At 60.4% G+C, this 24,907-nt stretch carries 22 protein-coding genes; 8 read left to right on the top strand and 14 right to left on the bottom strand.

The genetic code is table 11. The features are described from left to right. The first annotated feature begins 300 nt into the window (after positions 1 to 300). Positions 301 to 1,329, top strand: a complete 1,029-nt coding sequence (locus tag JNK74_01925) for a DUF2029 domain-containing protein (GenBank protein ID MBL7644924.1) — start codon at positions 301 to 303, stop codon at positions 1,327 to 1,329. Positions 1,330 to 1,333: 4 nt separating this feature from the next. On the opposite strand, the gene JNK74_01920 is transcribed toward JNK74_01925, so the two are convergent. Continuing rightward, complete coding sequence (locus JNK74_01920) at positions 1,334 to 1,939, bottom strand: uracil-DNA glycosylase family protein (protein MBL7644923.1); 606 nt, start codon at positions 1,937 to 1,939, stop codon at positions 1,334 to 1,336. A 114-nt stretch (positions 1,940 to 2,053) separates the two neighbouring features. Here JNK74_01920 and JNK74_01915 point away from each other — a divergent pair, with 114 nt between their 5' ends. Together JNK74_01915 and JNK74_01910 are read left to right on the top strand one after the other, a co-directional pair. Next, a complete protein-coding gene (locus JNK74_01915) occupies positions 2,054 to 2,425 on the top strand; it encodes a hypothetical protein (protein MBL7644922.1) in 372 nt (123 codons plus the stop codon). A gap of 180 nt (positions 2,426 to 2,605) precedes the next feature. Next, on the top strand, positions 2,606 to 3,910 hold the full coding sequence (locus JNK74_01910) for a P-loop NTPase (GenBank protein MBL7644921.1): 1,305 nt from the start codon (positions 2,606 to 2,608) through the stop codon (positions 3,908 to 3,910). A 24-nt stretch (positions 3,911 to 3,934) separates the two neighbouring features. Here the strand turns inward: JNK74_01910 and JNK74_01905 are convergent, their stop codons facing one another. The 4 genes from JNK74_01905 to cfa all read right to left on the bottom strand — a co-directional run bounded on the left by JNK74_01905 (position 3,935) and on the right by cfa (position 7,016). After that, positions 3,935 to 4,156 (bottom strand): hypothetical protein, encoded by a 222-nt coding sequence (locus tag JNK74_01905; protein MBL7644920.1) that lies wholly within the window; start codon positions 4,154 to 4,156, stop codon positions 3,935 to 3,937. Beyond that, positions 4,149 to 4,574 (bottom strand): type II toxin-antitoxin system VapC family toxin, encoded by a 426-nt coding sequence (locus JNK74_01900; protein ID MBL7644919.1) that lies wholly within the window; start codon positions 4,572 to 4,574, stop codon positions 4,149 to 4,151. The genes JNK74_01905 and JNK74_01900 overlap by 8 nt, the downstream gene beginning before the upstream one ends. Before the next feature lie 213 nt (positions 4,575 to 4,787). Continuing rightward, positions 4,788 to 5,894: a glycosyltransferase family 4 protein gene (locus tag JNK74_01895; protein ID MBL7644918.1), complete on the bottom strand. Its 1,107-nt coding sequence runs from the start codon at positions 5,892 to 5,894 to the stop codon at positions 4,788 to 4,790. Further along, on the bottom strand, positions 5,895 to 7,016 hold the full coding sequence (gene cfa, locus JNK74_01890) for a cyclopropane fatty acyl phospholipid synthase (protein ID MBL7644917.1): 1,122 nt from the start codon (positions 7,014 to 7,016) through the stop codon (positions 5,895 to 5,897). Between the two features lie 223 nt (positions 7,017 to 7,239). Between cfa and hrcA the strand changes: the two genes are divergently transcribed. The 4 genes from hrcA to dnaJ all read left to right on the top strand — a co-directional run bounded on the left by hrcA (position 7,240) and on the right by dnaJ (position 12,267). Then, complete coding sequence (hrcA, locus tag JNK74_01885; GenBank protein MBL7644916.1) at positions 7,240 to 8,292, top strand: heat-inducible transcription repressor HrcA; 1,053 nt, start codon at positions 7,240 to 7,242, stop codon at positions 8,290 to 8,292. Positions 8,293 to 8,365: 73 nt separating this feature from the next. Continuing rightward, a complete protein-coding gene (grpE, locus tag JNK74_01880) occupies positions 8,366 to 9,037 on the top strand; it encodes a nucleotide exchange factor GrpE (protein MBL7644915.1) in 672 nt (223 codons plus the stop codon). Positions 9,038 to 9,132: 95 nt separating this feature from the next. After that, entirely contained in the window at positions 9,133 to 11,040 is a 1,908-nt protein-coding gene (gene dnaK / locus JNK74_01875) for a molecular chaperone DnaK (protein MBL7644914.1), read from the top strand. A gap of 99 nt (positions 11,041 to 11,139) precedes the next feature. Beyond that, positions 11,140 to 12,267: a molecular chaperone DnaJ gene (gene dnaJ, locus JNK74_01870; protein ID MBL7644913.1), complete on the top strand. Its 1,128-nt coding sequence runs from the start codon at positions 11,140 to 11,142 to the stop codon at positions 12,265 to 12,267. A gap of 126 nt (positions 12,268 to 12,393) precedes the next feature. Here dnaJ and JNK74_01865 read toward each other — a convergent pair whose 3' ends face one another. The 8 genes from JNK74_01865 to JNK74_01830 all read right to left on the bottom strand — a co-directional run bounded on the left by JNK74_01865 (position 12,394) and on the right by JNK74_01830 (position 22,320). Next, a complete protein-coding gene (locus JNK74_01865; GenBank protein ID MBL7644912.1) occupies positions 12,394 to 13,269 on the bottom strand; it encodes a hypothetical protein in 876 nt (291 codons plus the stop codon). A gap of 119 nt (positions 13,270 to 13,388) precedes the next feature. Next, on the bottom strand, positions 13,389 to 13,982 hold the full coding sequence (locus tag JNK74_01860; protein ID MBL7644911.1) for a peroxiredoxin: 594 nt from the start codon (positions 13,980 to 13,982) through the stop codon (positions 13,389 to 13,391). Between the two features lie 171 nt (positions 13,983 to 14,153). Further along, positions 14,154 to 14,666: a ferritin gene (locus JNK74_01855; protein ID MBL7644910.1), complete on the bottom strand. Its 513-nt coding sequence runs from the start codon at positions 14,664 to 14,666 to the stop codon at positions 14,154 to 14,156. Continuing rightward, positions 14,663 to 15,079, bottom strand: coding sequence for a transcriptional repressor (locus JNK74_01850; GenBank protein ID MBL7644909.1), 417 nt, complete (start codon positions 15,077 to 15,079; stop codon positions 14,663 to 14,665). The genes JNK74_01855 and JNK74_01850 overlap by 4 nt, the downstream gene beginning before the upstream one ends. A 154-nt stretch (positions 15,080 to 15,233) precedes the next feature. Beyond that, a complete protein-coding gene (locus JNK74_01845) occupies positions 15,234 to 16,703 on the bottom strand; it encodes a DUF1501 domain-containing protein (GenBank protein MBL7644908.1) in 1,470 nt (489 codons plus the stop codon). Positions 16,704 to 16,749: 46 nt separating this feature from the next. Then, a complete protein-coding gene (locus JNK74_01840; GenBank protein MBL7644907.1) occupies positions 16,750 to 18,402 on the bottom strand; it encodes a DUF1800 family protein in 1,653 nt (550 codons plus the stop codon). Positions 18,403 to 18,868: 466 nt separating this feature from the next. After that, on the bottom strand, positions 18,869 to 20,503 hold the full coding sequence (locus JNK74_01835; GenBank protein ID MBL7644906.1) for a SpoIID/LytB domain-containing protein: 1,635 nt from the start codon (positions 20,501 to 20,503) through the stop codon (positions 18,869 to 18,871). Then, a complete protein-coding gene (locus JNK74_01830) occupies positions 20,491 to 22,320 on the bottom strand; it encodes an N-acetylmuramic acid 6-phosphate etherase (protein MBL7644905.1) in 1,830 nt (609 codons plus the stop codon). The genes JNK74_01835 and JNK74_01830 overlap by 13 nt, the downstream gene beginning before the upstream one ends. 244 nt (positions 22,321 to 22,564) lie before the next feature. Here JNK74_01830 and JNK74_01825 point away from each other — a divergent pair, with 244 nt between their 5' ends. Further along, positions 22,565 to 23,788: an IS30 family transposase gene (locus JNK74_01825; GenBank protein MBL7644904.1), complete on the top strand. Its 1,224-nt coding sequence runs from the start codon at positions 22,565 to 22,567 to the stop codon at positions 23,786 to 23,788. Positions 23,789 to 24,170: 382 nt separating this feature from the next. Here the strand turns inward: JNK74_01825 and JNK74_01820 are convergent, their stop codons facing one another. Beyond that, a complete protein-coding gene (locus JNK74_01820; protein ID MBL7644903.1) occupies positions 24,171 to 24,884 on the bottom strand; it encodes a phage Gp37/Gp68 family protein in 714 nt (237 codons plus the stop codon). Between the last annotated feature and the right edge of the window lie 23 nt (positions 24,885 to 24,907).

Raw genomic sequence — 24,907 nt, 5'->3', positions numbered from 1 at the left:
GGTGTGCTTGAGCGCAATTCATAGTGGCGGCGGTGCGAAAGCGCCGCCGGGGAGGATGAATGCATGGATGAAGCACGGTGGGGCGCGCTTTTTCGAAGTCGGTGGGCAACCGGCTGTTTTTTGCTATTGGCCTTCGCAATCCTGTTCTACATGAGCACGATCCGAAACAAGGGTAAGAATATATGGGACTATGATGCCCGATTCTGGTACACGGGGGGTGTTTGCTGGTGGAATGGGGAGTCACCCTACGATCAGGAAGTCCATACTCGTACATGGGTATCTTTCTTTGAAGTTCCGCCCATGGACAAGGCAACTTTCGTCTACCCGCCGACCATTGCCGTCATAAGCCTGCCCATGTCCCTGTTACCGTGGAAAATTGCTGCCTGGACGTTTCGATTTACCAGCTTCCTGGCGACCGCGGGCATCTGCCTGCTTGCAGCAAGGCTCGGATCGGAAAGTACAGAGAAATCGCCGCTGCTAGGTCCATTGGGTTGGTACGCCGGCGCATGCGCTTTACTTGGTTCGGCACATCAGGCGATATTTCAGGGGCAACTTTCGTTAATCGTCGTGTTCGGGTGCCTGGCTGCGTGGTATGGGCATCAACGCAGGATTCTATGGCTGTTCTTGCTTGGATTCTTGCTGGCGAGCATCAAGCCGCAAATCAGCCTGATTCCACTCCTCTACATCCTCTTCTCCGGGAATGTCCGATGGTTCACTTACGGCGTCATGTTGTGTGCTTCGGTATCACTCTTCATGCTCATCGCTGTACCAACGCCCGACCTCTTTGCTGCCTACGATGGATCGATGGAAAACCATCTGAAGTACCAGTATTTCAACAGTTGGTCGTGGTACTGCGGCGTACCCGCACTGTTTGGGGCGACTCCCTGGGGGAAATATTTCATGTTGCTGGGCATTGCTCTGGGTGGGGCCGGGACCGCCTGGGTCGCTCGCGCCAACGCAAAACTTAACGATACACTTTCCAACCGGCTGCGGCATCAGCAACTGGTTTGGATCATCGCGATGGCCGCCATGCCAGTTCACATTTACGACCTGACCGGCCAGTACTTCATTGTAATCACACTCTGGGCGATGCCGGGTTGGACCCGGCGCGCGACCGTGTTCGCCTGCATGCTTGTCGGGGATAAGTCGTATCAAATTGCGCCGAGGCTATCCAAAATCGGCTTGCCTCCCGAACTATCGGATTGGGCCAGAGTTCACGGCGCATCCGTAATGGCGACCATGCTGCTCATTGCTTTCATCTTATGGTATTGGCGTGATTTCGGTCCCCGAAAGACCCTGAACCCGAAGCGTGAGCCAGGGCACTCCTGATCGGTCACGTGTTCAGAAGCGCATCTACCCTTGCCTGCAATTCCGGCACCACTTCCTCCTCAAACCACGGATTGCGCCTCAGCCAGAGCCGATTCCGCGGCGACGGATGTGGCAGGGGTAACATGGTGGGCCCGAATTCGCGCCAGCGAGATACGGTCTCGCCCAGTGTCTTGCCGGTTCGCTTACCAAGATAGTAGCGTTGGGCATAGGCGCCCACCAGCAGCGTCAGTTTCAGATTCGGCAGCATCGCCAGCAGGCGATCATGCCAGAGCGGCGCGCACTCCAGACGCGGGGGCAGGTCGCCGCCGCGAGTGTCCCGACCGGGATAACAGAAGCCCATGGGAATGATGGCAAATCGGGTCGGGTCGTAGAAGGTCTCCGGGGCCACCCCCAGCCATTGGCGGAGCCGCACGCCGCTGGGGTCGTTCCAGGGGATTCCGGTTGCATGAACCCGGGTGCCCGGCGCCTGGCCCACGATCAGAATTCGGGCGGCGCTGTTCGCGCGGAGCACGGGCCGGGGGCCGAGGGGCAATACTTCCCTGCAGTGGGTGCAGGCCCGGACTTCCGCGAGGAGGGCGTCGAGTTTCACTTGTAAATCCTGTCCCGTCATGAAATCATAGTAGCTTGGATGCCGAATAGATTTCGATGCCAGGGGGTATGACAGAGACGTCCACTTCGGACCAGAATTGGGAGCGCGCTTGGCGCATATCTGGGAGTAATCATCATGAACGAGTTATGGATGGGTGGCCTGGGTGGCTTCCCGGTGGGCCGCGCAGACAGCACGACCGCCTCGCGGGCCCGCAACAGCGAAAGCCTGGCTCTGGAATCGATGGAAAGTGTGAAGGAACTCCGCCACCAGGTGGAGCGACTGTCGCTGCTGAATCAGGCCCTCTGGGAGCTGATTCGCGGCAAGGCCGGCCTTACGGACGCGGATCTGGAGCGCATGGCCAATGAGATCGACCTCCGCGACGGCGTTGCCGACGGCAAGATGGGCGGTGGCGCTGTTGCCTGCCCCACATGCCACCGGGTCTCGAACGCCAAGCACTTCAAGTGCCTGTACTGCGGCGAGTTGTTTGAGAAGCCCCTCTTCGGGTGAGACCGGGTCTCCTTTTGACGTTTGAGGCATAATTTCGGACTCTCGGTTGTTTAATCTCACCGGGGGTTGGAATACATGCGTTCAAGCGGGGTGCCGATTTCTAGACTTTAGCGCCTTCTGGCGCGTAAGATCATGGGTTTTGCCCGTTCGGCCCCAGAACACGTCACACAGGAGTTTTTCATGATCACCGAAAGCCAGGTGCTCGACGCCATGCGTCACATAATCGATCCCGACTTTGGGAAAGACATCGTTTCCCTCGGGTTCATCAAGAACATCAAGATAGACGATGGGGCCGTTTCCTTCTCCGTCGAACTGACCACGCCCGCCTGCCCCGTCAAGGAGCAGTTCCAGAAAGCCTGCGAGTCCTCCGTGGCTCAATTGCCCGGCGTGAAGAATGTCCAGGTTAACATGACCGCCATGAAACCGAAGGAACGGAGTGGCCCGCGGGTAGACACCCTGAAGAATGTGGGCGCCGTAATCGCCGTCTCTTCGTGCAAGGGCGGCGTGGGCAAATCGACCGTGGCGGCTTATCTTGCCCGGGCCATCCAACGGGAAGGCCACAGCGTGGGCCTGCTCGACGTGGACATCTATGGCCCGTCCGTGCCGACGCTGTTCCGGGTCCACCAACCCGAGGTCTACATGAAAAACAACCTTATCGAGCCGGTGATGGTCGACGGGTTGAAGACCATGTCACTGGGCTATGTCATGGGCGATCGCCCTGCGGTCATGCGCGGGCCGATGGTTTCGAACTATACCTCCCAGATCCTCCAGCAGACCGACTGGGGCACGCTGGACTACCTTATCATCGACATGCCCCCCGGCACGGGCGACATCCAGCTTACCCTGGTGCAGCAGGCGTCGCTCGACGGCGCGATCATCGTCACCACGCCCCAGGCCCTCTCCCTGGTCGACGTGGCCCGAGGCATCCTCATGTTCGAGTCGGTGAAAGTGCCGGTGCTTGGCATGGTGGAAAACATGGCGTACTTCCTCTGCGACAACTGCGAGAAGAAGCACTTCATCTTCGGCAGCAGCACGGCGACCTTGAAGGCCCGCTTTGGCCTCGACACCCTGGCCCAGCTCCCGCTGATGGCGGGCGTGACCGACGCGTCCACCAAAGAAGCCGGTGAAGACATCGCGGCCTTCCGCGAAATGGCCGATCAACTCCACCGTGAAGTAGGCAAGCGCCGCCTGGAAGAAGAAGCCCCGCCGGAAGTAGTTGCGGGTTTCGGCGAGATCATCGTAAAGCTGGGCAACGGTAAAGAGATCCGCGTGGCCAACAAGACCCTGCGCGTCTCCTGCCAGTGCGCCCTCTGCGTGAACGAATTCACCGGTCAGCCCCTGCTCAATCCCGATACGGTGCCCGAAGACATCAAGGTGGAGTCCTTCGCCACGCTGGGGAACTATGCGCTCGGAATCGTCTGGAGCGACGGCCACAGTTCGGGCATTTTCCCCTGGGAACACATCAAGCGGGTGGCCGCGCTGTAAGGGTGATCGGACGGATTGGGGACTTTACTCGGATTCGTCCGCTTTTTCGGGATGAAAGAAGGGTCTGAGTTCGCCGTCCGGGCCGATGTAGTGGGTCGTCTTGGGAACGAAGCTCACAACCTCGCGGCCTCGCTCGAACTGGCGCTTCATGCTGTCGCGCATCATTGCTTGAACATCGCCGCCGTATGAATCCAGTATATCCTTGCGAGCACGACGCACTTCGTCAATTATCGGATGGTTAGACATCGTTCTGACCTCCTAGTAGTTCGTATGGGGTGCACAAGACTGGCAGCGCATAACCCTGCTTGGCCACAATCAATTCCAACGACTTTATTATTTCGGCATTGGCGATATGTCTGCAATTCCAAGTGAGCAAATAGTCGACGTTGTGTCGAGATGCAAGTGCCACGTGGGCCGCGTCGGTTCCCGCTTTGGGTGGAATCACACCGCTCTCCAAAATTTGGGCTGCAAGCGCCATTGATTCGCCGTCAACTTCCAGCGCTGGAAGACTCTCAAGCAACTGTAGCCGCCGGGCTGCAACTTCAGGATTACCTTTCGAAACCTCCTGAAGAACAAAATCGGATACGAACAGCCGAAACGCCGATCTCCGGTCGTCCCACCATTGGCGGGTGACGGCCTGCTGTCCCGCGATTATCGGGTCCATTGATGGTCGCGCCGCGAGGACACTTGGGATTGTCGTCTCAATGTAAACAGTTGGTAGTACGCTCACGAAACCCTTCCGGTAGCGCCCCACCTGACTGCGTTGATGGGTGCCGCTTCTCCTTGAAGTGCTGGTTTTCTATTAGGACTCACCTAACAGCTGAATTATAACACAGCCTCGTTAGGACCTTGGGGAGAGAAAGTCGGTCGCGTGACCCTAACCCGCGGCCGGCCCGTTTACCACGCGATCATACACCTCCAACGTCATTTCCGCCGTCCTCGCCCAGGTGAACTCCGCCGCGCGCTGGAGTCCGGCGACCGACAGGCGGGCCCGCAGCACATCGTCGCGAGAGAGGCGCTTCAAGCCCTCTGCGATGGCGTCGTCACTCTCGGGATCCACCAGCAGCGCGGCGTCCCCGGCGACTTCGGGCAGACTGGAGACATCCGAGGTGAGCACGGGCGTGCCGCAGGCCATGGCCTCCAGCACGGGCAAGCCGAATCCCTCAAAGTGGCTTGGCCAGACAAAAGCGCGCGCCGCCGTCAGCGCGGCGGCGAGATCCTGATCTTCGACGTAGCCGGGCAAGTGGATGCGTTCTTTGTGTTTTGCCCCGTTAATCGCGGCAAGCATCTCCTCCGGCTTCCAGCCCGTGCGTCCCGCGATCACGAGGTGCTCCGGAATCTCCCCGGCGATACGGTCCCAGGCGCGCACCAATGCGGCAATATTCTTGCGCGGCTCCAGCGTGCCCACATAGAGAAAGCAGGGATCCGGAAGCTTGTAGCGTTCCCGCGCCGCGTCAATTTCCCCCGCAGATGCGGGGCGAAACTGAGTCCCAACCCCCAGTGGGACCACATCGATACGTGAATTAGGCACACCGATCAGCTCGCGAAGATCGTGGGCCGTGGCTTCTGAGTCGGCAATAACCCGCCCGGCCCGGCGCGCGCTTCGGCTGCCGGCCCAGCGGTAATACTCCGCACGCTCCCACCGAAACCAGTCGGGATGGCGCATGAAGATGCAATCATGAACTGTAACGACGACATTGGCGCCGCCGTCCAGCGGCCCGATACTGGCTGGATAGTGCACCACGTCATAGGCGGGGGCTACGCGTTGAATCTGCCGCTCAAGCCGGAGCCGCGCCCATACCCCGGAGGGCTGGGGCTCCAGCGTCACGGATTCGGCCCAGTCACCGGGCTCGATCCACGAAGGCCACCAGACCGTCAATTCCAAATCGCGGTCGAGCGCCGTAAGATGACGGATCAACTCTTCCGTGTAGCGGCCCGTGCCACTCTGGTTGCCCCCCTGCATTCCGTTGATGAGGACGCGCATCTAACGCACGGCCTCATATCCCCCGGGCACGCCATGGCGCGAAAGCACCATCTGCCACACGTGATTATACCGAGCCCGAAAGGAACCCGCGCAGTAATGGTGATAGTAGCGCCACATCCGGTAGAAGCGATCGCCGTACTGGTCCTGTAATTCCGGCCAGTGTCGCTCAAAATTGGCCCACCAGGCCATTAAGGTCTTATCGTAATCCGCACCGATGTTGTGCACATCCTCCATCACCAGCTTCCCCTCCACCGATGCCCCCAACTGGCCCGGCGTGGGCACCATGCCACCGGGGAAGATATATTTCGTCATCCAGGGATCGCTGCGCCGAACCGGGTATCGGCCTACGATGGTGTGAATCAGCGCCATTCCTTCCGGCGTAAGCCAGTCCCGCACGCGCCCCATGAATCCATCGTAGTTCTTCCGGCCCACATGCTCCAGCATGCCAATAGAGACCACGCGGTCCCACTGGCCGGTCAGTTCGCGATAGTCCTTCAAGTGAAGGTTCACCGGAAGGCCCGCGCACATCTCGTTGGCCAGGGTGAGCTGCTCCCTGGAAATCGTGATACCCTCCACCTCCACGCCGTAGCGCTCTACCGCAAATTTCGCGAAAGATCCCCAACCACAGCCCACATCCAGCACGCGCATGCCCGGTTGGAGGCCCAACTTTCGGCAGACGAGATCCAATTTATGCTCCTGGGCCGTGGCCAGATCCGTGGCGTTTTTCCAGTAGGCACAGGAGTAGACCATTCGGGGATCGAGCATCTTCTGGTAGAGGCTGTTGCCAAGATCGTAGTGGGTCTCGGCCACGCGCTTCGAGCGAGATACACTCTGGAGGTTCAGAAAACGCGCCCGGCAATAGGGAATGATCATGCGCCACCAGTCCACGCGATCCGTGAAGTTGGCGACGAGAATCCGATAGAAGAAATCTGCGAGATCCTCGCAGTCCCAGTCGCCATCCATATAGGCCTCGCCGAGCCCCAGGCGCCCCTCGCTCATAAAGCGTTGATATACCTTGGGTTCGTTCACCTGAATATCCCAGGGGCGGCTCCCGTTTTCCTGAATATCCACGATCGCCATCAGGGACAGCATGGTTTCCCGGGGCGATCCCGCCGCCCGCATCGTCTTCTGAAGTTGCCCGATATCCTGTGCCATGCACCTGTCCTTCAATCGAATAATTCCGACCCCTGACCCGTATGGAAATACGCCCTGCGTTGCATGGTTATATACCGCCGCAGCGGGTACTTGCAACGGGACGCTGACTTGACACGTGCGGGTGGGTGTGTTAGACTTTGGACATCTGTTAGCACTCTCACAGGTTGAGTGCTAAGGGTGGATACACGCTATGAGTGAAGCCCGAGATCTTAATGAACGCGAGCAACTGATCCTGCAAGCGGTTGTGAACAGCTACATTACAACCGCCGATCCTGTGGGGTCGCGCTCCGTTGTGAAACGCTTCGACCTGGGGTTAAGCCCGGCCACCGTCCGCAATGTGATGGCGGATTTGGAGGAGATGGGCTACCTGCAGCAGATCCATACCAGTTCGGGCCGGATCCCCACGGATGCCGGCTACCGTTACTATGTGAACTTTCTGATGCAGGCCCACGAGCTGACCCTGCGCGAGCGAAGCCGGATCGAGGATGAATTCACGGCAAAGTTGAATGACGCCGACGAGGTCCTCCATCACACCAGCCAGCTCCTGGCCCTGATTACCAACCAGGCGGGTCTGGCCGAGGCGCCGAGCGATGACCACGCCTACGTGAATCGTATCGAGATCATGCCGGTGGGCCCGGAACGCATCGCCATGCTGATTGTGGACAACTACAGCCGTGTGCGCACCATGACGGTGAATCTGAACGAGCCGGTGCACCCGGATCGTCTCCAGGTGCTGAGCCGCTTCCTGAACGAGCACCTTCGGGGGGCACGGCTGGACGGCCTGGCGCGGACGATCGAAGTTCGTCTGAAGGATTTCCTCGATGAACAGCGCAAGATCGCCGAGCTGGCCCTGATGGTCCTCGGGCTCGCGCCCCAGTACCGGCCCGCACAGCTTTTTCTCGAAGGGGCCTCGCAGCTTTTTGAGCAGCCCGAATTCCAGGATACGGGCAAGGCGCGGGAAGTATTTGGTTTGATTGAAGAACGTAGTGCGCTGATGGACATGTTGCGGCGGTCGCTGGCCGACCGTGATCGTGTCAACAGCGCGATTCATATCGGGCGCCTCGATGGCACGCCCGGGCTGAACGATATCAGCGTTATCGCCTCGCCCTATTTTTGCAAGGGCGAAGCGGTGGGCATGATCGGTGTGCTGGGTCCAAGGCGTATGCCCTACTCCCGGCTGACCGCGATTGTGGACTATACCGCGGGCATGGTGGGGCGAATCCTCACCCGGCTGGCCCAGTAGCCCTATCGAAGCATGCCCGCGCCAACGGGGCCTGGCGCCCTCGACCGAAACCAGCAACCAGAAGCAGTTCTTGATGAAAAAGAAGATGAAGAAGCACGATCAACACGCGAACGAAGAAACGGTGACACCTGTGGAATCCCTTGAGGATACCCCGGTGGTCTCCGAGGAGGATGCCGCCCATCAAAGCGACATCCCCGATGCGGTTATCAGCGACGCGGACGAAACAGCGGCATCTCCGGAAGATCCGGCCCTGGCCACGCTCCGTTCGGAGCGCGACACCCTGCAGGACCAGCTCCTGCGCGCCCGTGCGGAGTTCGACAACTTCCGCAGGCGCGTGGCGCGGGAAAATGAGCAGCTCAGGAAAACAGCAGCCCAGGGCCTCATGCGCGACCTCCTGCCCATCGTGGACAATATGGAGCGGGCGCTGAGCCATGTGGAAGACAAGACCAGCAGCCTCGCCCTCGGCGTTGAGATGATATTGAAGCAGTTTGCCGGCGTTCTTTCGACGCAGGGTCTGGAGCCAATCCCCGCAAAGGGCGAGCCCTTCGACCCCAACGTGCACGAAGCGCTGACCCATCAGCCTTCGATGGAATATCCGGCGGACACGGTAATGGAAGAGTTCCAGCGCGGCTATCGCCTGGGCGATTTCGTGCTGCGCCCCACCCAGGTGGTGGTGAGCAGCGGCCCCCCTGCTTCCGCAGAAGTGACCGCGGATGCCGGCGGCGGATCAAGTGAAGACGACTGACGGACGCGGCAATGGCCACTGTCCCGGCGAATAGACAACCGTTCAACGAACCAGCAGGCCCCGAGGGCCTGATACTTGCGGAGGTATAACACACCATGGGCAAAGTGATAGGAATCGACCTGGGCACCACCAACTCCTGCGTGGCAGTGATGGAAGGTGGGGAGCCCGTGGTTATCGCAAATGCCGAAGGCAACCGGACCACCCCGTCCGTTGTCGCCTTCAATAAAGACGGCGAGCGCCTCGTGGGCGCCGTGGCCAAGCGCCAGGCCGTCACCAACCCGACCAACACCATCTTTTCCATCAAGCGCTTCATGGGCCGCACCCACGGCGAAGTGAAGGCGGAAGAGAAGCTTGTCCCCTATAAGGTGGGTGAGACCGCTTCCGGCGACTGCCAGGTGGAGATTATGGGCACGAGCTACCGGCCCCCGGAAATCTCCGCCATGATCCTTCAGAAAATGAAGGAGACGGCGGAAGCCTACCTGGGTACTTCGGTGAACCAGGCGGTTATCACCGTACCCGCCTACTTCAACGATGCCCAGCGTCAGGCAACCAAGGATGCGGGCAAGATTGCCGGCCTTGAAGTGCTGCGCATCATCAACGAGCCTACGGCCGCCGCATTGGCCTATGGTCTTGAGAAGAAGAAGGACGAAAAGATCGCGGTCTACGACTTGGGCGGCGGCACCTTCGATATCTCCATCCTGGCCATCGGCGACGACAGCTTCGAAGTGCTCTCCACCAGCGGCGACACGCACCTGGGCGGCGACGACTTCGATCAGGTCATCATCGACTGGCTCGCGGAAGAGTTCCTGAAAGAACAGGGCATTGACCTGCGCAAAGACGCCATGGCCCTTCAGCGACTCAAGGAAGGCGCGGAAAAGGCGAAGTGCGAACTTTCCAGCGCCATGACGACCGACGTGAATCTGCCGTTCATCACGGCGGATGCCTCCGGGCCGAAGCACCTGAACTACACCCTGACCCGGGCGAAGTTCGAGCAACTGGCGGATCACCTGCTGCAGCGCAGCAAGAACCCCTGCCACCGCGCCATTGAAGATGCCGGCTTGAGCGCCTCCGAGATCAACGAGGTGATTCTCGTGGGCGGCATGACCCGCATGCCGGCCGTCGGCAAGATCGTCGAGCAGATTTTCGGCAAGGTCCCCCACCGCGGCGTGAACCCGGACGAAGTGGTGGCCATCGGCGCCGCCATCCAGGCGGGTGTGCTCTCCGGCGAAGTGAAGGACGTGCTGCTGCTTGACGTGACGCCTCTCTCCCTGGGCATCGAGACCCTGGGCGGCGTGTGCACCAAGCTCATCGAGCGCAACACCACGATCCCCGTGACCAAGCGCCAGATCTTCTCCACGGCGGCGGACAACCAGACGGCGGTGACGATCCACGTGCTTCAGGGCGAGCGGGAAATGGCGGCGGACAACCGCACCCTCGCCCACTTCGACCTCATGGGCATTCCCTCGGCGCCGCGCGGGGTACCGCAAATCGAAGTGTCCTTTGACCTGGACGTGAACGGCATTTTCCACGCTTCCGCCAAGGACCTGGCCACGGGCAAGGAGCAGAAGATCAAGATCGAAACCTCCAGCGGTCTCTCGGAAGACGAGATCAACAAGATGGTGCGCGAAGCGGAGTCCCACGCCGACGAGGATAAGGAACGCCGCAAGCAAATCGAGATCCGCAACAACGCCGATACGCTGGTCTACCAGGTCGAGAAGACCCTGAAAGAAAACCCGGACAAGATAGACGCCGCGGACAAGACGAATGTGGAAGCCGCCATCGCGGACGTGAAGAAGGCCCTGGAAGGCACCGACACCGGCGCTATCGAACGCGCGGCGGAAAACCTGACGCAGGCCTCGCACAAGCTCGCGGAGGCGATGTACAAGTCGGCGGGCGCGGAAGGCGCCGCACCCGGCCCGCAGGCCTCGGCTGCGCCCGAAGACGGCCCCAGCGATGCGATGGACGCCGACTTCACCGTGGTCGATGACGACGACAAAAAGTGAGTAACCGCGGGACACCGCCTGTGTAGTAGACTTACCCATGACCCCGCGACACGGGGTCATGGGTTTACCTTGTAAATTGCCCTTCTGGAATCATACGCAATGGCACAATCGACTGACCTTTACGAACTGCTGGGCGTGGACCGCTCGGCCTCCCAGGAGCAAATCCGGAAGGCCTACCTCAAGCTCGCCCATAAGTACCACCCCGACAAGACCGGCGGGGACAAGGAAGCCGAGGAAAAGCTCAAGAAGATCAACGGGGCCTATGACATCCTGAAGAATCCCGAGAAGCGCGCCCAGTATGATCGCTTCGGCTCCACCGACGGGCAGGGCTTCAGCGGTTTTGGCGGCGGCGGCTTCGGCGGGGGGGCCGGCTACGAAGCCCCCTTCGAAGACTTCTTCGACATGCTCTTCGGCCAGGGCGGCAAACGCGGCCAGGCGGGCGGCGGTGGCGCGAAACCCGGCAACGACCTGGAGCTCCGCCTCACCATCAGCCTCGAAGACGCCGCCTTTGGCACCAAGAAGAAAATCCGCTATAACCGCCGCGAATCCTGCAACGACTGCAAGGGCTCCGGCGCCGCGCCCGGCTCGAAACCGGAGAATTGCGGCCAGTGCCAGGGTACCGGGCAGGTCCGCGTCGCCCACGGCTTCTTCAGTGTTACCCGCACCTGCCCCCAGTGCCACGGCGCCGGCAAGACCATTTCCAAGCCCTGCCCCACGTGCGCGGGCAAGGGCCAGAACAAATCCGTCCGCGAACTGTCGGTAGACGTCCCCGCGGGCGTTGATTCCGGGTCACGACTTCGCGTCACGGGCGAGGGCGAAGCGGGCCTGGGCGGCGGACGCCGGGGCGACCTCTACATATTCATCGAAGTCGCCAAACATGCCTTCTTCGAGCGCGACGGCACGACCATCCTCTGCGAAGTACCCATCACCTTCAGTCAGGCGGCTCTGGGCGACTCCGTCCGCGTGCCCACACTGGAAGGCGAGGCCGAGCTCAAGATCCCGCCCGGCACCCAGACCGGCACCCAGCTTCGCCTGCGTGGTCTGGGCATGCCCGACCTTCGCGGCTACCGCCAGGGCGACCAGATTGTTCGCGTGCTGGTGGAAACCCCGCAGAAGCTCTCGCGCAAGCAAAGAGACTTGCTCAAGGAGTTCGACGACCTGGCGGACAACAAGAGCTACCCGCTGCATGAGAAGTTTAAGGAAGACACGGAGAAGTCCAAGCCCTGAGAGCGCCCGGCAACGGTGACAGGCGCGTATCCCAGCTTTGCCATCTCGTCGTGATCGGTCTTGTTCCCCGTTTGCGTCTTGCTTCGGACCGTCCGTTGAACGGCTCGCTCTTCGCCAGCGAATGCGCTACTCGGTCGCTCCCCAGAAGAGTCGCCGGGCTCCCTTCATACCGCACTTCTGGTACTGGTTATAGCTGGTCGCCGCCGCCTCCACCGTGGCCGCCACATCCCCGCCCGAGGCCCAGGCGCGAATCGCCCCGTCAAGCGTGTAGGCCTCGGGGGCCATTAACCCGGTGGTGAGCAGGAGCGCGTGGGCGCCAACCGCAGTCAGGCGCTCCTCAAAGTAGGGCTTGCTTGCGCAGGCCAGGGCGGCGGCGGACCGGGGCGGAAGGTCTGGAAACGACGCGGCGGGGGCATTGAGATCAAAGTCCATCAAGCCATTGTGCCCCACGAAGACCAACAGGTGAGCCGCTCCTCCCGCGTCGATCGTGAGGTCGGTATCATCGTTTCTTATCGAGACCCGCTCTTCGAGGGCGCCCGCCGTCATGGTGAAATAGGCCGTCATCGCATCCCGAATGCGTGCTCCGTCCCACGCGTCGGCCACGAGATAAACAGGACAGCTCTTCGGGCCGCGCCGCACCTCGGTGTGGAAGACCGCGCGCTCCAGTATCCTGGAATCCTGCTTCGCCGACGAGTCGACCTTTGTCCAGCCCGCTTTTTTCGGCAGAAAGTGGCGGACCCCGTGCATGGCGCCCCAATAGAGATTGTTGTCGGGATCCTGCCCGTTTCCGATAGCTTTGGGCACGGGTACGATTCCCTGATTCACGTTGTCGCAGAGCGCCACCACCACGTGAACAACCACCGGTTTGCCCGCGTCAAGATCGCCGTCGATACGCGCCTGCACATCATGCCCCGCGGCGGCCGTCGCAATTCGCGCGAGGCCGAGCGCCGCCATCGCCAGAATCAGTAGAGGGATTCGGGTACTGCGATACAGACGAGGCATGTTCAATTCCCCTTTGGCCGCCTTCCGTGCGAAAAACTCCAGTGGACCCTTCCCTGTATAAAACGAAAGCGGCGCCATGTGCGTTGACACGTGGCGCCGCTGCGTATGGCTCGGTACGATCAGGAAGCGTGCTTGGCCAGATAGTCGGCCACGCCGTCGGCGGAGGGCTTCATGGCCTCGTCGCCCTTGTTCCAGTTCGCGGGGCAGACTTCACCGTGCTCTTCGGTGAACTGGAGCGCGTCAAGGAGGCGGATGGCCTCATCCACGTTGCGGCCCAGGGGCAGGTTGTTCACCAGCGCATGTTGGACAACGCCTTCCTTGTCGATAAGGAAGAGGCCGCGCAGCGCGATGGCGTCGTCGATAAGCACGCCGTAGTCACGGGCGATATTCTTGGTGAGGTCGGCCACGAGGGGGTACTGGATGTTGCCGATGCCGCCCTTGTTCACGGGGGTGTTCTTCCAGGCCCAGTGGGAGAAGTGGGAATCCACCGAAACGCCAACCACCTCGCAGTTGCGGCTCTGGAACTCGGCGAGCTTCTTGTCGAATGCGATGATTTCCGACGGACACACGAAGGTGAAGTCCAGGGGATAAAAAAACAGGACGACGTATTTGCCCTTCAGGCTGGAAAGGGTGAAGCTGTCGTTGAAGCTGTTGTCGGGCATAACGGCCGTGGCGGTGAAATCCGGCGCGGGCTTGGTCACACATACACTCATTACTACGTACTCCTGAATGGTTTAATGGGGGGTTAAGGGGGTACACCGCTCCCGCTGGGGAGCGTGGCGCTTATAGGAATCGACCATCGAAGAGCAAGGGCCGTGCCGTCACTCTCAATGTCGCGATTGCAAGGGGTTACGCGGAATCGTCGCCGCGCGCGACGGGAAAACCTACGCGGGCGTGGGTTCCTTCGGGGTCGATCGCTGGGCCAACTCACGATCCATCAGGAAGAGGCCTCCGGGCGCGCCCTCCATCAGCTTCAATTGCTGCACGATCTCGTCCGCCGTAGACTCCTCTTCCACCTGCTCGGTCACGAACCACTCCAGAAACGCGTGGCTGGCGTGGTCCTTTTCGTTGATGGCCATAGTCGAGAGATCGTTGATGCAGGCACTGATGTGACACTCATGGGCATAAGCGTTTTCAAATACGTCCAGGGGAGATTCCCAGTCTATCCGGGGAGCCTTCACCGCGTCGAGGATCACGCGCCCGCCGCGATCATTCATAAAGGTGACGAAACGGCGCGCGTGTCCGAGTTCTTCTTCGGACTGGTTGCGCATCCAGTTCGCAAAACCTTTGAGACTGCGAAACTCAAAATAGTTTGCCATCGAGGCATAGACGTAGGCGCTGTAAAGCTCCTCGTTGATTTGCTTGTTCAGTGCGTCCTGCATGGCCTGGCTGATCATGGCGTTTCGTTTCCTTCCTTTGGCTTTGGGAAACTCCCCCGACTTCCGGCGCGGCAGTCGGGGCAGAGCCCCTCATATTCAATCCGATAGCCCGTGATGCTGAAGCCGTGCAGGCTCTGTTCGGGCCGGACCATTGCTGTTTCATGCCCGATGGCGACATCATCGACCCGACCGCAAACGCCGCAGCGCACATGGTGGTGCGGTTCGAGCTCCGCATCAAAACGGGCCTGGCTACCCCCCGCCTCCAGCTTTCTCACCTGTCCGGAACGCGCGAGAACATCCAGATTCCTGTAGATGGTGCCCAGGCTTACGCTGGGCAACTGGCGTCGCACCACCGCATAGAGTTCGTCGGCGGTGGGATGACTCCTCATGTTGAGCAGCGTGTCCAGAATGACACTGCGCTGGCGGGTCATGCGTTGCAACGGGGGATTCACGGGAACTCCTAATTAATAATGATTATTAATAGCATAAAGCCCAACACTGAATCAACTAACGACCGACCGGACCAAATTTGAAAGGCCCGCGATGGATGGTTCCATCGCGGGCCAATGGTGTGACTGCTCTGTATTATCGGGACAAATTGCAACCCACGGGTGTTTCACCCTCGCCTTCACCTTCACCTTCACCTTCACCTTCACCTTCACCCTCGCCCTCACCTTCACCTTCACCTTCACCTTCACCCTCACCCTCACCCTCACCTTCACCCTCGCCCTCACCTTCGCCAGGACCGGCACTTACATTTACAAAGGGCATGAGCGCCATACCCGCTTCAATCTTGAAGATGGGATCGGTGAAGTCCGCGCCAAAGGTCACCGACGGGTCCTGACCAAACCAGTCCTTGATTACATTGGCGTAAATAGAACGGAAATCGACTTTGTGGTTCAGATTCCCGCGCAAGAGGTTGTCGGGATTCAAATCGGGCTGGCCACCATAGACGCCGCCAACCACGCCGCCGCCAAAGGCCATGAGGCAATTGCCGCCGCCGTGATCCGTCCCGTTGCTGCCATTCTCGGCGACGCGCCGCCCGAATTCGCTGAAGGTCAGAACGAGTACCCGGTGCAGATTGCCGGAGTCTTTCATGTCCTGCAGGAATGCGTTCACGGCATTGTCGAATTCGCCCAACAGGTCGGCGTGATCGCCGCCCACACTGGTTCCGCGAAACTGGTTGGCGTGGGTATCGTAGCCCGCCTGATTACAATAATAGATACGCGTGTCCGCCCCGGAGCGAATCAGCTTGGACGTCGACTTGAGCCCCGTGCCGAGCACGCCGGTGGAGTAATTCCGGAGATCCGGCACGGCGTTGGCCTCCGCGAAATCCGCAATCGTCGCCTCTACGACGTTTTCGACGCGTTGGATATAGTCCAGATCGGAATTGGGCACGTTGAGCCGGTTAACGGCGGAAATATAGCGCCCCCGGATATCTTCAAGCGAGCGAAGGCTGAACTGGCCCAGGTTGTTCACTTTGGGCGCCAGGTAGAAGTCGCTGCCGTTCATTGAATCGGGCAGCACGGCGGTATTGAGTGACAACATGGCCAGCGCGGGAATATTCTCCGCTGGCACCCCTGAACACGCATTGTCGAAAAATCGGGATATCCAGCCCTGCCCGTCGGGGGGAATGCGGCTCCCGGGGGATCCGCCAAATTCGTAGTAGTCGGTGGAGAGGAAATGGGAGAGGTTCGGGTTGGGATAGCCCACATTCTGCAGGAAAGCCACGTTGCCTTCGTCGTACCAGCTACGAATCCCCACCAGACGCGGATGAAACGCGTTCAATCCGTCCCCGATGTCGATCTGATTGTCCAACTGGATGGCCACGTTGGGGCGCGCATTGAAATAGTTGTCGTCTTGAAAGGGGATGAGGGTGTTCAACCCGTCGTTACCGCCCGCCATTTGAATAAAGACGAGGATCCGGTCGCCGAGATCGGTGCCCGTGAGGGCCTGGGCCGTCTTCGCCACCCAGACGGGCACAGAGGTGGCCGCGCTTACGTAGGCCAGACTGCCCAGACTCGCCTTTATAAAATCACGTCGCGTCAATATCATCTTGTGATCCTTCCGGGGGTTCTATTCCCGAGCCAGAGGCCGGCGGTCATTTCATCTGCCACACGGGCAGGGACATGAGAAGAAACATGAGGCCGCGCACCTGGGCTTCGAAGCGGGTTTCCGTGCTGAAAATGGTGGCTTCGGCCTCCTGCAGAAACGCGGTCAGTTCGGCGGTCGCGCCGGGCGCCCAGGTCTCGAGGTCGTCTTGCAGAAACAGCTCCGTGAAATAGGCGATCATCCCCCCATGGTCCGTCGGATCCAGGAACCCGCCGTTGGCGGTGTTCAGCGCGTTGACTTCCGCATCCACCGGCGCGCGAAGGAGATTGTTCTCGGCAAAGGCGTAACGGTTGAGCAGATACTCCGCGTTGATCCACGCAAGTCCATGGCGCCAACCTGATACGTCCAGAGGATTGAAGAGCTCCATCCCCATTTCGCGCAAACGACTGACGGGTGCCTGGCCCCCGAAGAATTGTGAATTATAGTCGAAGGTGTCCGGCCCGCGGCCCACGGCGGCCTGGGTATATTTCAAGACACTGATACAGAAATCGACCGGTGTCTTCACAATGGAAAAGTAATTCTCGACATCCTGAAACGTCTTCGACAGGAAGAGCTTTCGCATGCATGCCCGGAAATCATAAGGATAGCGCCGCAAGGGGTAGTCGCCATCGTCCGTGCCCCGCATGTAGTCCGCAAGCTCCAGCACGATCGGGTCGGGCGGATCAAGCACCACATTCTGGTTCAAAAACCACCGGAGCAGCTTCCACGACATGTAGACCGCCGCCGCGGGGAGCGTGTTGTAGGGCGACTCGAGTCCGCTCACGTCGGGATTCACGCTCACGCGGGACAGGATAAGGTCCACGACCTGTTCAAGCTCGCCCCCGTTGAGATCCTCGCTGACCTGGATCCCAAAAACCGTCTTGGTCCCACGTACGTGATTACCCACACGAAATCCGTAGTCAAAGGCGTCCGGAGCGCCATCGTCCCGAAAATTGGGAAGGCCCTCGCCCGTAAAGCACTTGGCGATCTCGCGGACGTCTTCTTCGCTGTAATTGTCCACGCCCATGGAAAACAATTCCATAATTTCCCGAGCGTAGTTCTCCTGAGCGCGTCCTTCACCCAGACCGTTGACCCAGTTGTCCAGGAAAATCAGCATCGCCGTCTCGCGGGAGATCTGAATCAGCGTTTCACGAAAACTGTCGGCCCCGATCTCTCGAAGGAGCCGATTTTGTTTCAGCAGAACGCGTGACGTCGCCTCGCCGCGATCCACGGTGGCCTGAAACTGGTGGATGACCTGATCCACTCGGGCATAGGTGGACACGAAGTGGTCGTGGAGAAAGAGGTTGAACTGCTCCTGGAACGGCTGGCTGGTAAAAAACATGCGGTAGAACAGGTGAGCCGAAAGGGAGCGAGCGTCCACCGGGCTGCGCGTCTTGCCCTCGTTGGAATCGTCATTCGGCAGACTCGCGATGGAACCCCCGAAGCCGTCGGGGCCGGCGGGACCCGAAAGGTGGGGATCGAGGGGCAGAAATGTGACCAGGTCATCTACCGCCGCTTCCATGGCCGCCTGCGTGCCGTCACCAACCGCCACATCGATCTCGGCGGGGATTCCGCCAAAAGTGGCGCGCCGGAGCAGGTGGGCGGCTTCCCGGGCGGACCAGGGTCCGTCCACATCTACTTCATAGGGGTCTAGCAGTGCCATCGAAATGATCCCCGAAACCGTTTTGCACAGGTCATGACTGATTCCTTACCACAGAGGCTCAGGCGGAAAAAACACGCCAGAAGCGAGGAGCGCGGTGCTGATCGCTTGACGGGAATAAATTATTCACAGTATCTGATCGTAATAATATAAGAGTTTGGGCGAAATTACAATTGGCTAAATATGGCCCCACTGCGCCAGATATGAATAGTGTGTTTTATGTGAACAGACAAGTGACCGGTAGCGCCGGTGGTATGAGAAAGGCCCCTGAAAGGAGCCACGGTGTATTGAGTGTAAAGTCTCTTTGGGTTTAGAACCGCAGGGACGGCATATCGTAGCGCCTCCGGAGACGGCGGAAGCGTATACCGTCAACGGCGGTCAGCCTCCCGCATTATCGTCACAGAGATTGACGGTGGAACGGCGGAGCCTGATGAATTCTAACCGGCAAAGCCGGTGGATTGGCCTGGAATTAGAGGTGGACCAGAGCGACCCCGGTGAAATAGTGGCGCAGGATGGCGTCGTAGGGGTACTTGTCGAGGGCCATGCCGTGCGCCCCATGCTGGCAGAGTCCGACCCCATGACCAAACCCGGCCCCTTTTATCTGCACGACCCCGTTCTGGATGGTGAACGTGCACAGGGCGCTGGGCAGGTTTTCGAATGCCCGGCGGATGTTCAGTTCCTTCTGAATCACCACGCTCTTCCGGTCTCCCGTGACGCGGAGAGACTTCACCCGCCCGCTTACGCCGCGCTCCAGCACATCGATGGATTTCAGCTTGCCAATTCCGTGCTCATTGTTGAATTGCGCCGAGATCTTGGCGACGGGAATCTCTCGAGTCCATCGGAAGTTGGCGGTGTCGCGGGCGCAATAGGCGTCGGGCGAGCGGGCAATCCAGCGGGCGACATCACCGGGCGCTTCGACCTTCTCCGCACCGTCAAAGCGACCGCGAAGGGCTTCTTCGGGCCCGCCTTCCCAGACATTCTCGTTGCTTTCCGTATAGCCGCCGCAGTTCGCCGAAAACACGGTCGGGACGATGCTGTTGTCGGGGTTGACGATGACCATGCCCGTCGTCTCGGCCACGGCCCGGTCGGTGGATGCCTCGTGCCCCGCGCGACCGCCGAAGGCGCGGCAGTGCTGTTCGATACAGAAGTCATAGCCGTCGAAGTAGTGCTTGCCCCTGGCATGGACGATGATTTCGCTCCGCGCCGCGACCGCCTGGGCCTTCAGGGCTTCGATTGGCCACGAGGGGTACATCTCCGCCGGCAGAATACCGCGCAGGTACTCTTCCAGTGGCAATTCACCACAGATGGCCATGTGGCCCGTCTGATCGATGCTGATATCAAGCGGTCCAGGCACCTCGACGGGCGCCTGCCCACGCCGCGCCTCGGGCAGGGCAAAGCTGCCTTCCGTGCGGAACACGACTGGGGCGCGGGCCTGAACAACGGCCTGACCCAGTGAGCTGCTCACCGTGACCACGGCTTCGGCGGGCCGGGTTACCTCTTCTTTCACCCACGCCCAGGTCTTGTCGCGATGAAGTCGGGTCTTGAGCTTTTCCGCTTCTTCCCGGGTGGGAAATTTCTTGAGCGCGAGCCAGTAGAGGCGATTGTCGTGGCGACTTCCGCCGGTCCCTTCGATAACCCGCCCCATCGTCGTCACGAAGGGCGTATAGCCCTGCGCCTGCCAGGTTCGCATGGCCTCCTGGAGTGCGCCGGTTTCGTTGTGCTCGTAGGCTTTTACGTACACGGGGTAGGTGAACTGGGGCGGGGCAGTCTGCTTTGCCGAGACGCGCCAATTGCCGGGAGGCAGGCGCTTCAGGCCGAGACCGGGCGCCGTGACCACCAGCTCCCGATTGGCCGTGACATCCTGGAAGTCTGTCGTCTGTACATATTGCAGCCGCACGGGGAACTGCTCCGGGGGGAGCGACGGGGTCGGGGGGGCCTTGGGCGGCGGCGGAGCCGCCGGGGCGGGTGCCGGGGCCGTAGCGGGCTGGGGCGGACGCACGTCGTCCACATCGGCGCGATGCGCGCAGCCAGTGCCGACCCAGGCCGCACCACATATCAGCAACGCAAGCCCTGTCCAGCGGGCGTCGAAACTCACTCGGGACACGCGGTCGCTTCCCCGTTCAGGATGGCGTGTAGCTGTCCGCCGTGGGCGGCGTAAAGTTCCATCGCGGCTTCCCGGGTGCACGTTCGCGCAAGGATGATCAGGGCGATGGGGATCTGGAAATCGGCGACTTCCAACGCGCGCCGGGCTTCCTCCTCAGAAACCGTGGCGAGGGCCGCCACCATGCGCTCGGCACGCTTGCGCAGTTTGGCGTTGGTGGGCCGCATGCAGACCATCTGCCCCTGATAAACGAAACCCGACAGGGCCATGGCCCCGGTGGAAATAATATTAAGGGCGACCTTGGTCGCCGTACCGGCGTTGAGCCGGGTGGATCCCGGGAGCACTTCCGCGCCCGTGGGCAGGGTGATGCAGTGGTCGGCGGCGTTCTCCGGGATCTGGGGATTGCAGCACAGCAGCACCGTCGGAATCCCTTCCGCCCGTGCCGCATCCAGTGCGGCGCGGACATAAGGCGTCGTACCCGACGCGGCGATGCCTACAACCAGGTCGTCGGGAGAGGGCTTGCATTGGAAGAGATCCGCTACCCCCTGGCAGGCGTCGTCTTCCGCACCTTCCGCGCCCTCCCGGAGGGCTGCATCCCCGCCGGCCATGATCCCCGTCACACGCTCAGGGTCCACGCCAAAGGTGGGCGGACACTCCGATGCGTCGAGCACCCCGAGGCGTCCGCTGGTTCCGGCGCCCATGTATATTATTCGACCGCCCCGACTGATCGTTTGCCCGGCCAACTTGACCACGTCGCTCAGGTGGCTGGCCTGCTGCCGCAGGGCCCGGCCCACCATCGCTTCGTGTCCGATCATGGCCGCCACCAGCGCGGCGGGCGACATGCGGTCCAGCGGCTCCATACCCCGGCAGGCCCCTTCCGTGGGGGCGACGGCCGAAGTGGTCGGCGCAAAGCGATGACACCAGTCTTCATCGCCCGCGAGATGTCTCAACTCGAGTACGGCGCGATGGTTCTTGTAGCGTAATTCAGTGAGCTGCAGACGTCGCTCGCAACAGGCGCCGTCCAGATAAGTGTCGCGAAAAAGACGACAATCTTCGATCACGCTTCCCTGCACGATTAGCGGCACGGGATCCGAGCCGGGCAATTGCCACAAAGCGGCCAGCGTGAGCGAGGCGAGCTGGCGCGCCTGGGCCGTGATGCAGGCGCGGGCAACCGGGTCGCCCTCCTGCGCGGCCTTGTCCACCACCCGGGCCAACGCCGCCAATTCCTGGCGCGACGCCACGAGGGACCAGGGAATGAGCGCTTCGGAATCGGCAAGCTTCAAGGCTTCCGGGAGCAATTGCTGCAGGGGAGTTTTCGCGCCCACCCCGTCTTCCGCACGGGCGATGGCCCGCAGCGCGGCGACGGCAATCTGATAAGCGCTGCCCTCATCGCCCATCACGGGCCCTCTGCCACCGACACGCACGAAGCGATGGGTACCGTCGTGCACCAGGATGGACGCCCCGGTACCGGCGATGACGAGCATGCCGGGGCTGTCGGGGAAATGGGCGTAGGCAAGAGGATGGAGATCGGTTGTGATACAGAGGGCGCCCAGGCGGGGCACGGCCGCGAGCTGGGAGGCGATGTCCTGGGCGATGCGCCGCGACATTACACCGGCAACGCCGGCCAGGACGGTCACGTTGTGCACATCGGGCGGAATCAACTCACGGGCCAGGGAAGCAATGACACCCGCCGTGGTGGCTACGCCATAGGCCAGGGGGTTCGAGGGCCCCGCGACCGACTCGGCAACGAGGCGATCATCCTCGTAGAGTCCGGCGCTGGTTCGGGTGCCGCCGCCTTCGAGTGCGAGGTACCAGGCCATCAGCCCGCACTCCACGGGATGGTGGTGCGGGCATCGGGGGCATAGGGGAGATCATCATCTGCTATGGGCACGTCGGTCGAGAATTCCCCGGCTGTGTAAACTGCGGTTTTGACTGCCGCGCATTGTACACGAATCGGGCACGGCCGTGATAGTTGCGCCACGCCGGCTTGGATTCATAAACTAAGTGCAACAGGGTCTCGTTTCCCTGTTTGTCACTGTGGTCATGGCTTGCCGAATGTAGGACATGGCCCCTCTGGGAGCAACAAGGCGCTCTTGGGGGCTTTTATGGGGCGCGGAGCGTAGCCCGTGTTCGCCGCAGGCGAACTGCCCGAAGGGCAAGGGCGAAGTGGAGCGCCCCATAAAAGCGGTCGCTCCGTTTCCGGGGGGATCGCAGGCAAAAAAAGAGGACATCGCGTTGGACTTTCGGTATTCTTCATCTGCTAGAAATCCGAACCCGAAAGCGAACACCACGATGTCCTATGTTCATTTTACATCAATTCAACGCGGCGAAATAAGCGCCTACCTGGCCGCAGGCTATTCCAATGCGCAGATAGCCCTTCAGCTTGGCCGTGACCGGTCCAGCGTTGGCCGGGAAATCAAGCGGAATTCGACCAACGGCGTCTACGACCCACTCCGGGCTCAGGCGCGCTACAACGAGCGGCGCAAGGAGTGCAGGCCCGCGCGGAAACTCGACTATGCGCCACTTCGGTCTTACGTCTTCGACCGCATCACGGACGGGTGGACCCCCGAAACCATCGCCGGACGCCTGCCGCTGGATTCTCCAGAGGACCCCAGGATGCGAATCAGCCACGAAGCGATTTACCAGTCCATTTATGGGGACGAGCGCATGCACTGCCTCATCAAGGAACTACCCCAGGCCAGGCCCAGGCGCAGGAAGCGAGGGCAGGGAAAGACCGGGCGTGCAACTGTCATTCCCAACCGAGTGGGCATCGAACACCGCCCGCCCGAAGTGGACGAACGCAAACGCCACGGCGACTGGGAAGGCGACCTCATTGTAGGCGCTGGCCAGTCGGGCTACCTGCTCACGTTCGTCGAACGGACGGCCCTGCATACCATGATTCGAAAGCTCGATACGAAGAACGCCGAACAGACCGCGGAAGCCGCCATCGATGTCTTTATGGACATGCCAAAATCCTGGATAAAGACGATTACTTTCGACAACGGATCCGAGTTCGCGTGGCACGAAAAAATAGCGCGGGAAACCGGAGCCGACATCTACTTCGCCGCCCCTTACAGCTCCTACCAGCGGGGGACAAACGAAAACACCAATGGACTCATACGAAGATTTCTCCCCAAGAAAACCCGCTTCGACAGCATCACCCCGGAACAAATAAACATCATCGAGGACTACCTGAACAACAGGCCAAGAAAAAAGTTAGGCTACCGAACGCCAAATGAAGTCTTCTATTCCCAACGAAAAGAACAGCATGTTGCACTTAGAGCTTGAATCCAGGCTCCTTTGGCAATAGAAGTGGCAGACCCAGGTAGCATATCTTCAGTGTATTGTCTATTTCTGTGCACCGCACCCCGATCTTACTCAATTGCAGATCATGCACGGCCTTTAAACTTCTGTCATGTGGAATGCGGAAGCCCTCTGATTCACGGCAAGAGATGTGCTGAAGGAAAATGCCTTCTTCGTCGATTTCAACACTTAATGGAAATCGGTCCGAAACAGAGTTTCTAATTACTGCCGCCGGGGCGCCACGGGATGCTTTAGTCCATTGCACTTCAATGAGCTGTACTATGGCCGTCATCGGTTATGGTCTCGCAAAAGAGTGGCAGATCTCCCACGGCTCCCGGACTTGGCGCAGGGGTCACGGAGGATGTTTTTACACCGCCGCTGGCATATCGTTCCAAGTACGACCCTCCAGAACACGCCCGGCCTTCTTCTTGTTCTTTCCGCCCCATTGCTTGAAGAAAAACGGCACATCGGCGGCCACGCATTTGTCCCGAATTGCCGTTACCCATTCCGGTTTCATTTCTCGGGCTTTCGGGCCGGATTCGCCGCCGACGATTACCCAGTCGATGTCGTCTAGGGCGAGATTGAGCAGCGGCCCGAGGAGCGGCTCCAAGGAGAGGAATTTCACATGCGCCCCGCATTCGCGCAATTCGTCGATTCGCGGCAAGTAGTCCTCGTTCTCGACACTGGTACCCATCCAGATATGGGGTGCCCAGGGGATGCGGTCGCTCAGGGATGCCAAACGTCCTGGCCGTTTGGTCAACAATTGATACCGGTGCCAATCCGCCCTGTTCATTACATCGAACACCCTCGAAATGAACTCGAAGGGAACATCCTTATGGAAAAGGTCGCTCATGCTGTTGACGAAGATGGTCTGCGGCTTTTTCCAGGTCAACGGCAATTCCAGCGCGTGCTCGTGCAGAGTCAGCTTGAAGGCGTTGCGGTAGTTTGGGGAGCCCATGGCCTGCAATCGCTTCGCCATGCGCTCAGCATAGCAGTGCTTGCAGCCGGGGCTAATCTTGGTGCAGCCGGTGAGGGGATTCCAGGTGGACTCGGTCCACTCTATGGAGGATTGGGTGGCCATACTTGAAGGGAATTCCTCTTGAA

Source organism: Candidatus Hydrogenedentota bacterium, from assembly GCA_016791475.1.
Classification (GTDB): Bacteria; Hydrogenedentota; Hydrogenedentia; order Hydrogenedentales; family JAEUWI01; genus JAEUWI01.
The sequence above is the reverse complement of the archived record's forward strand: the minus strand, read 5'-3'. Positions and strand labels throughout refer to the sequence as shown.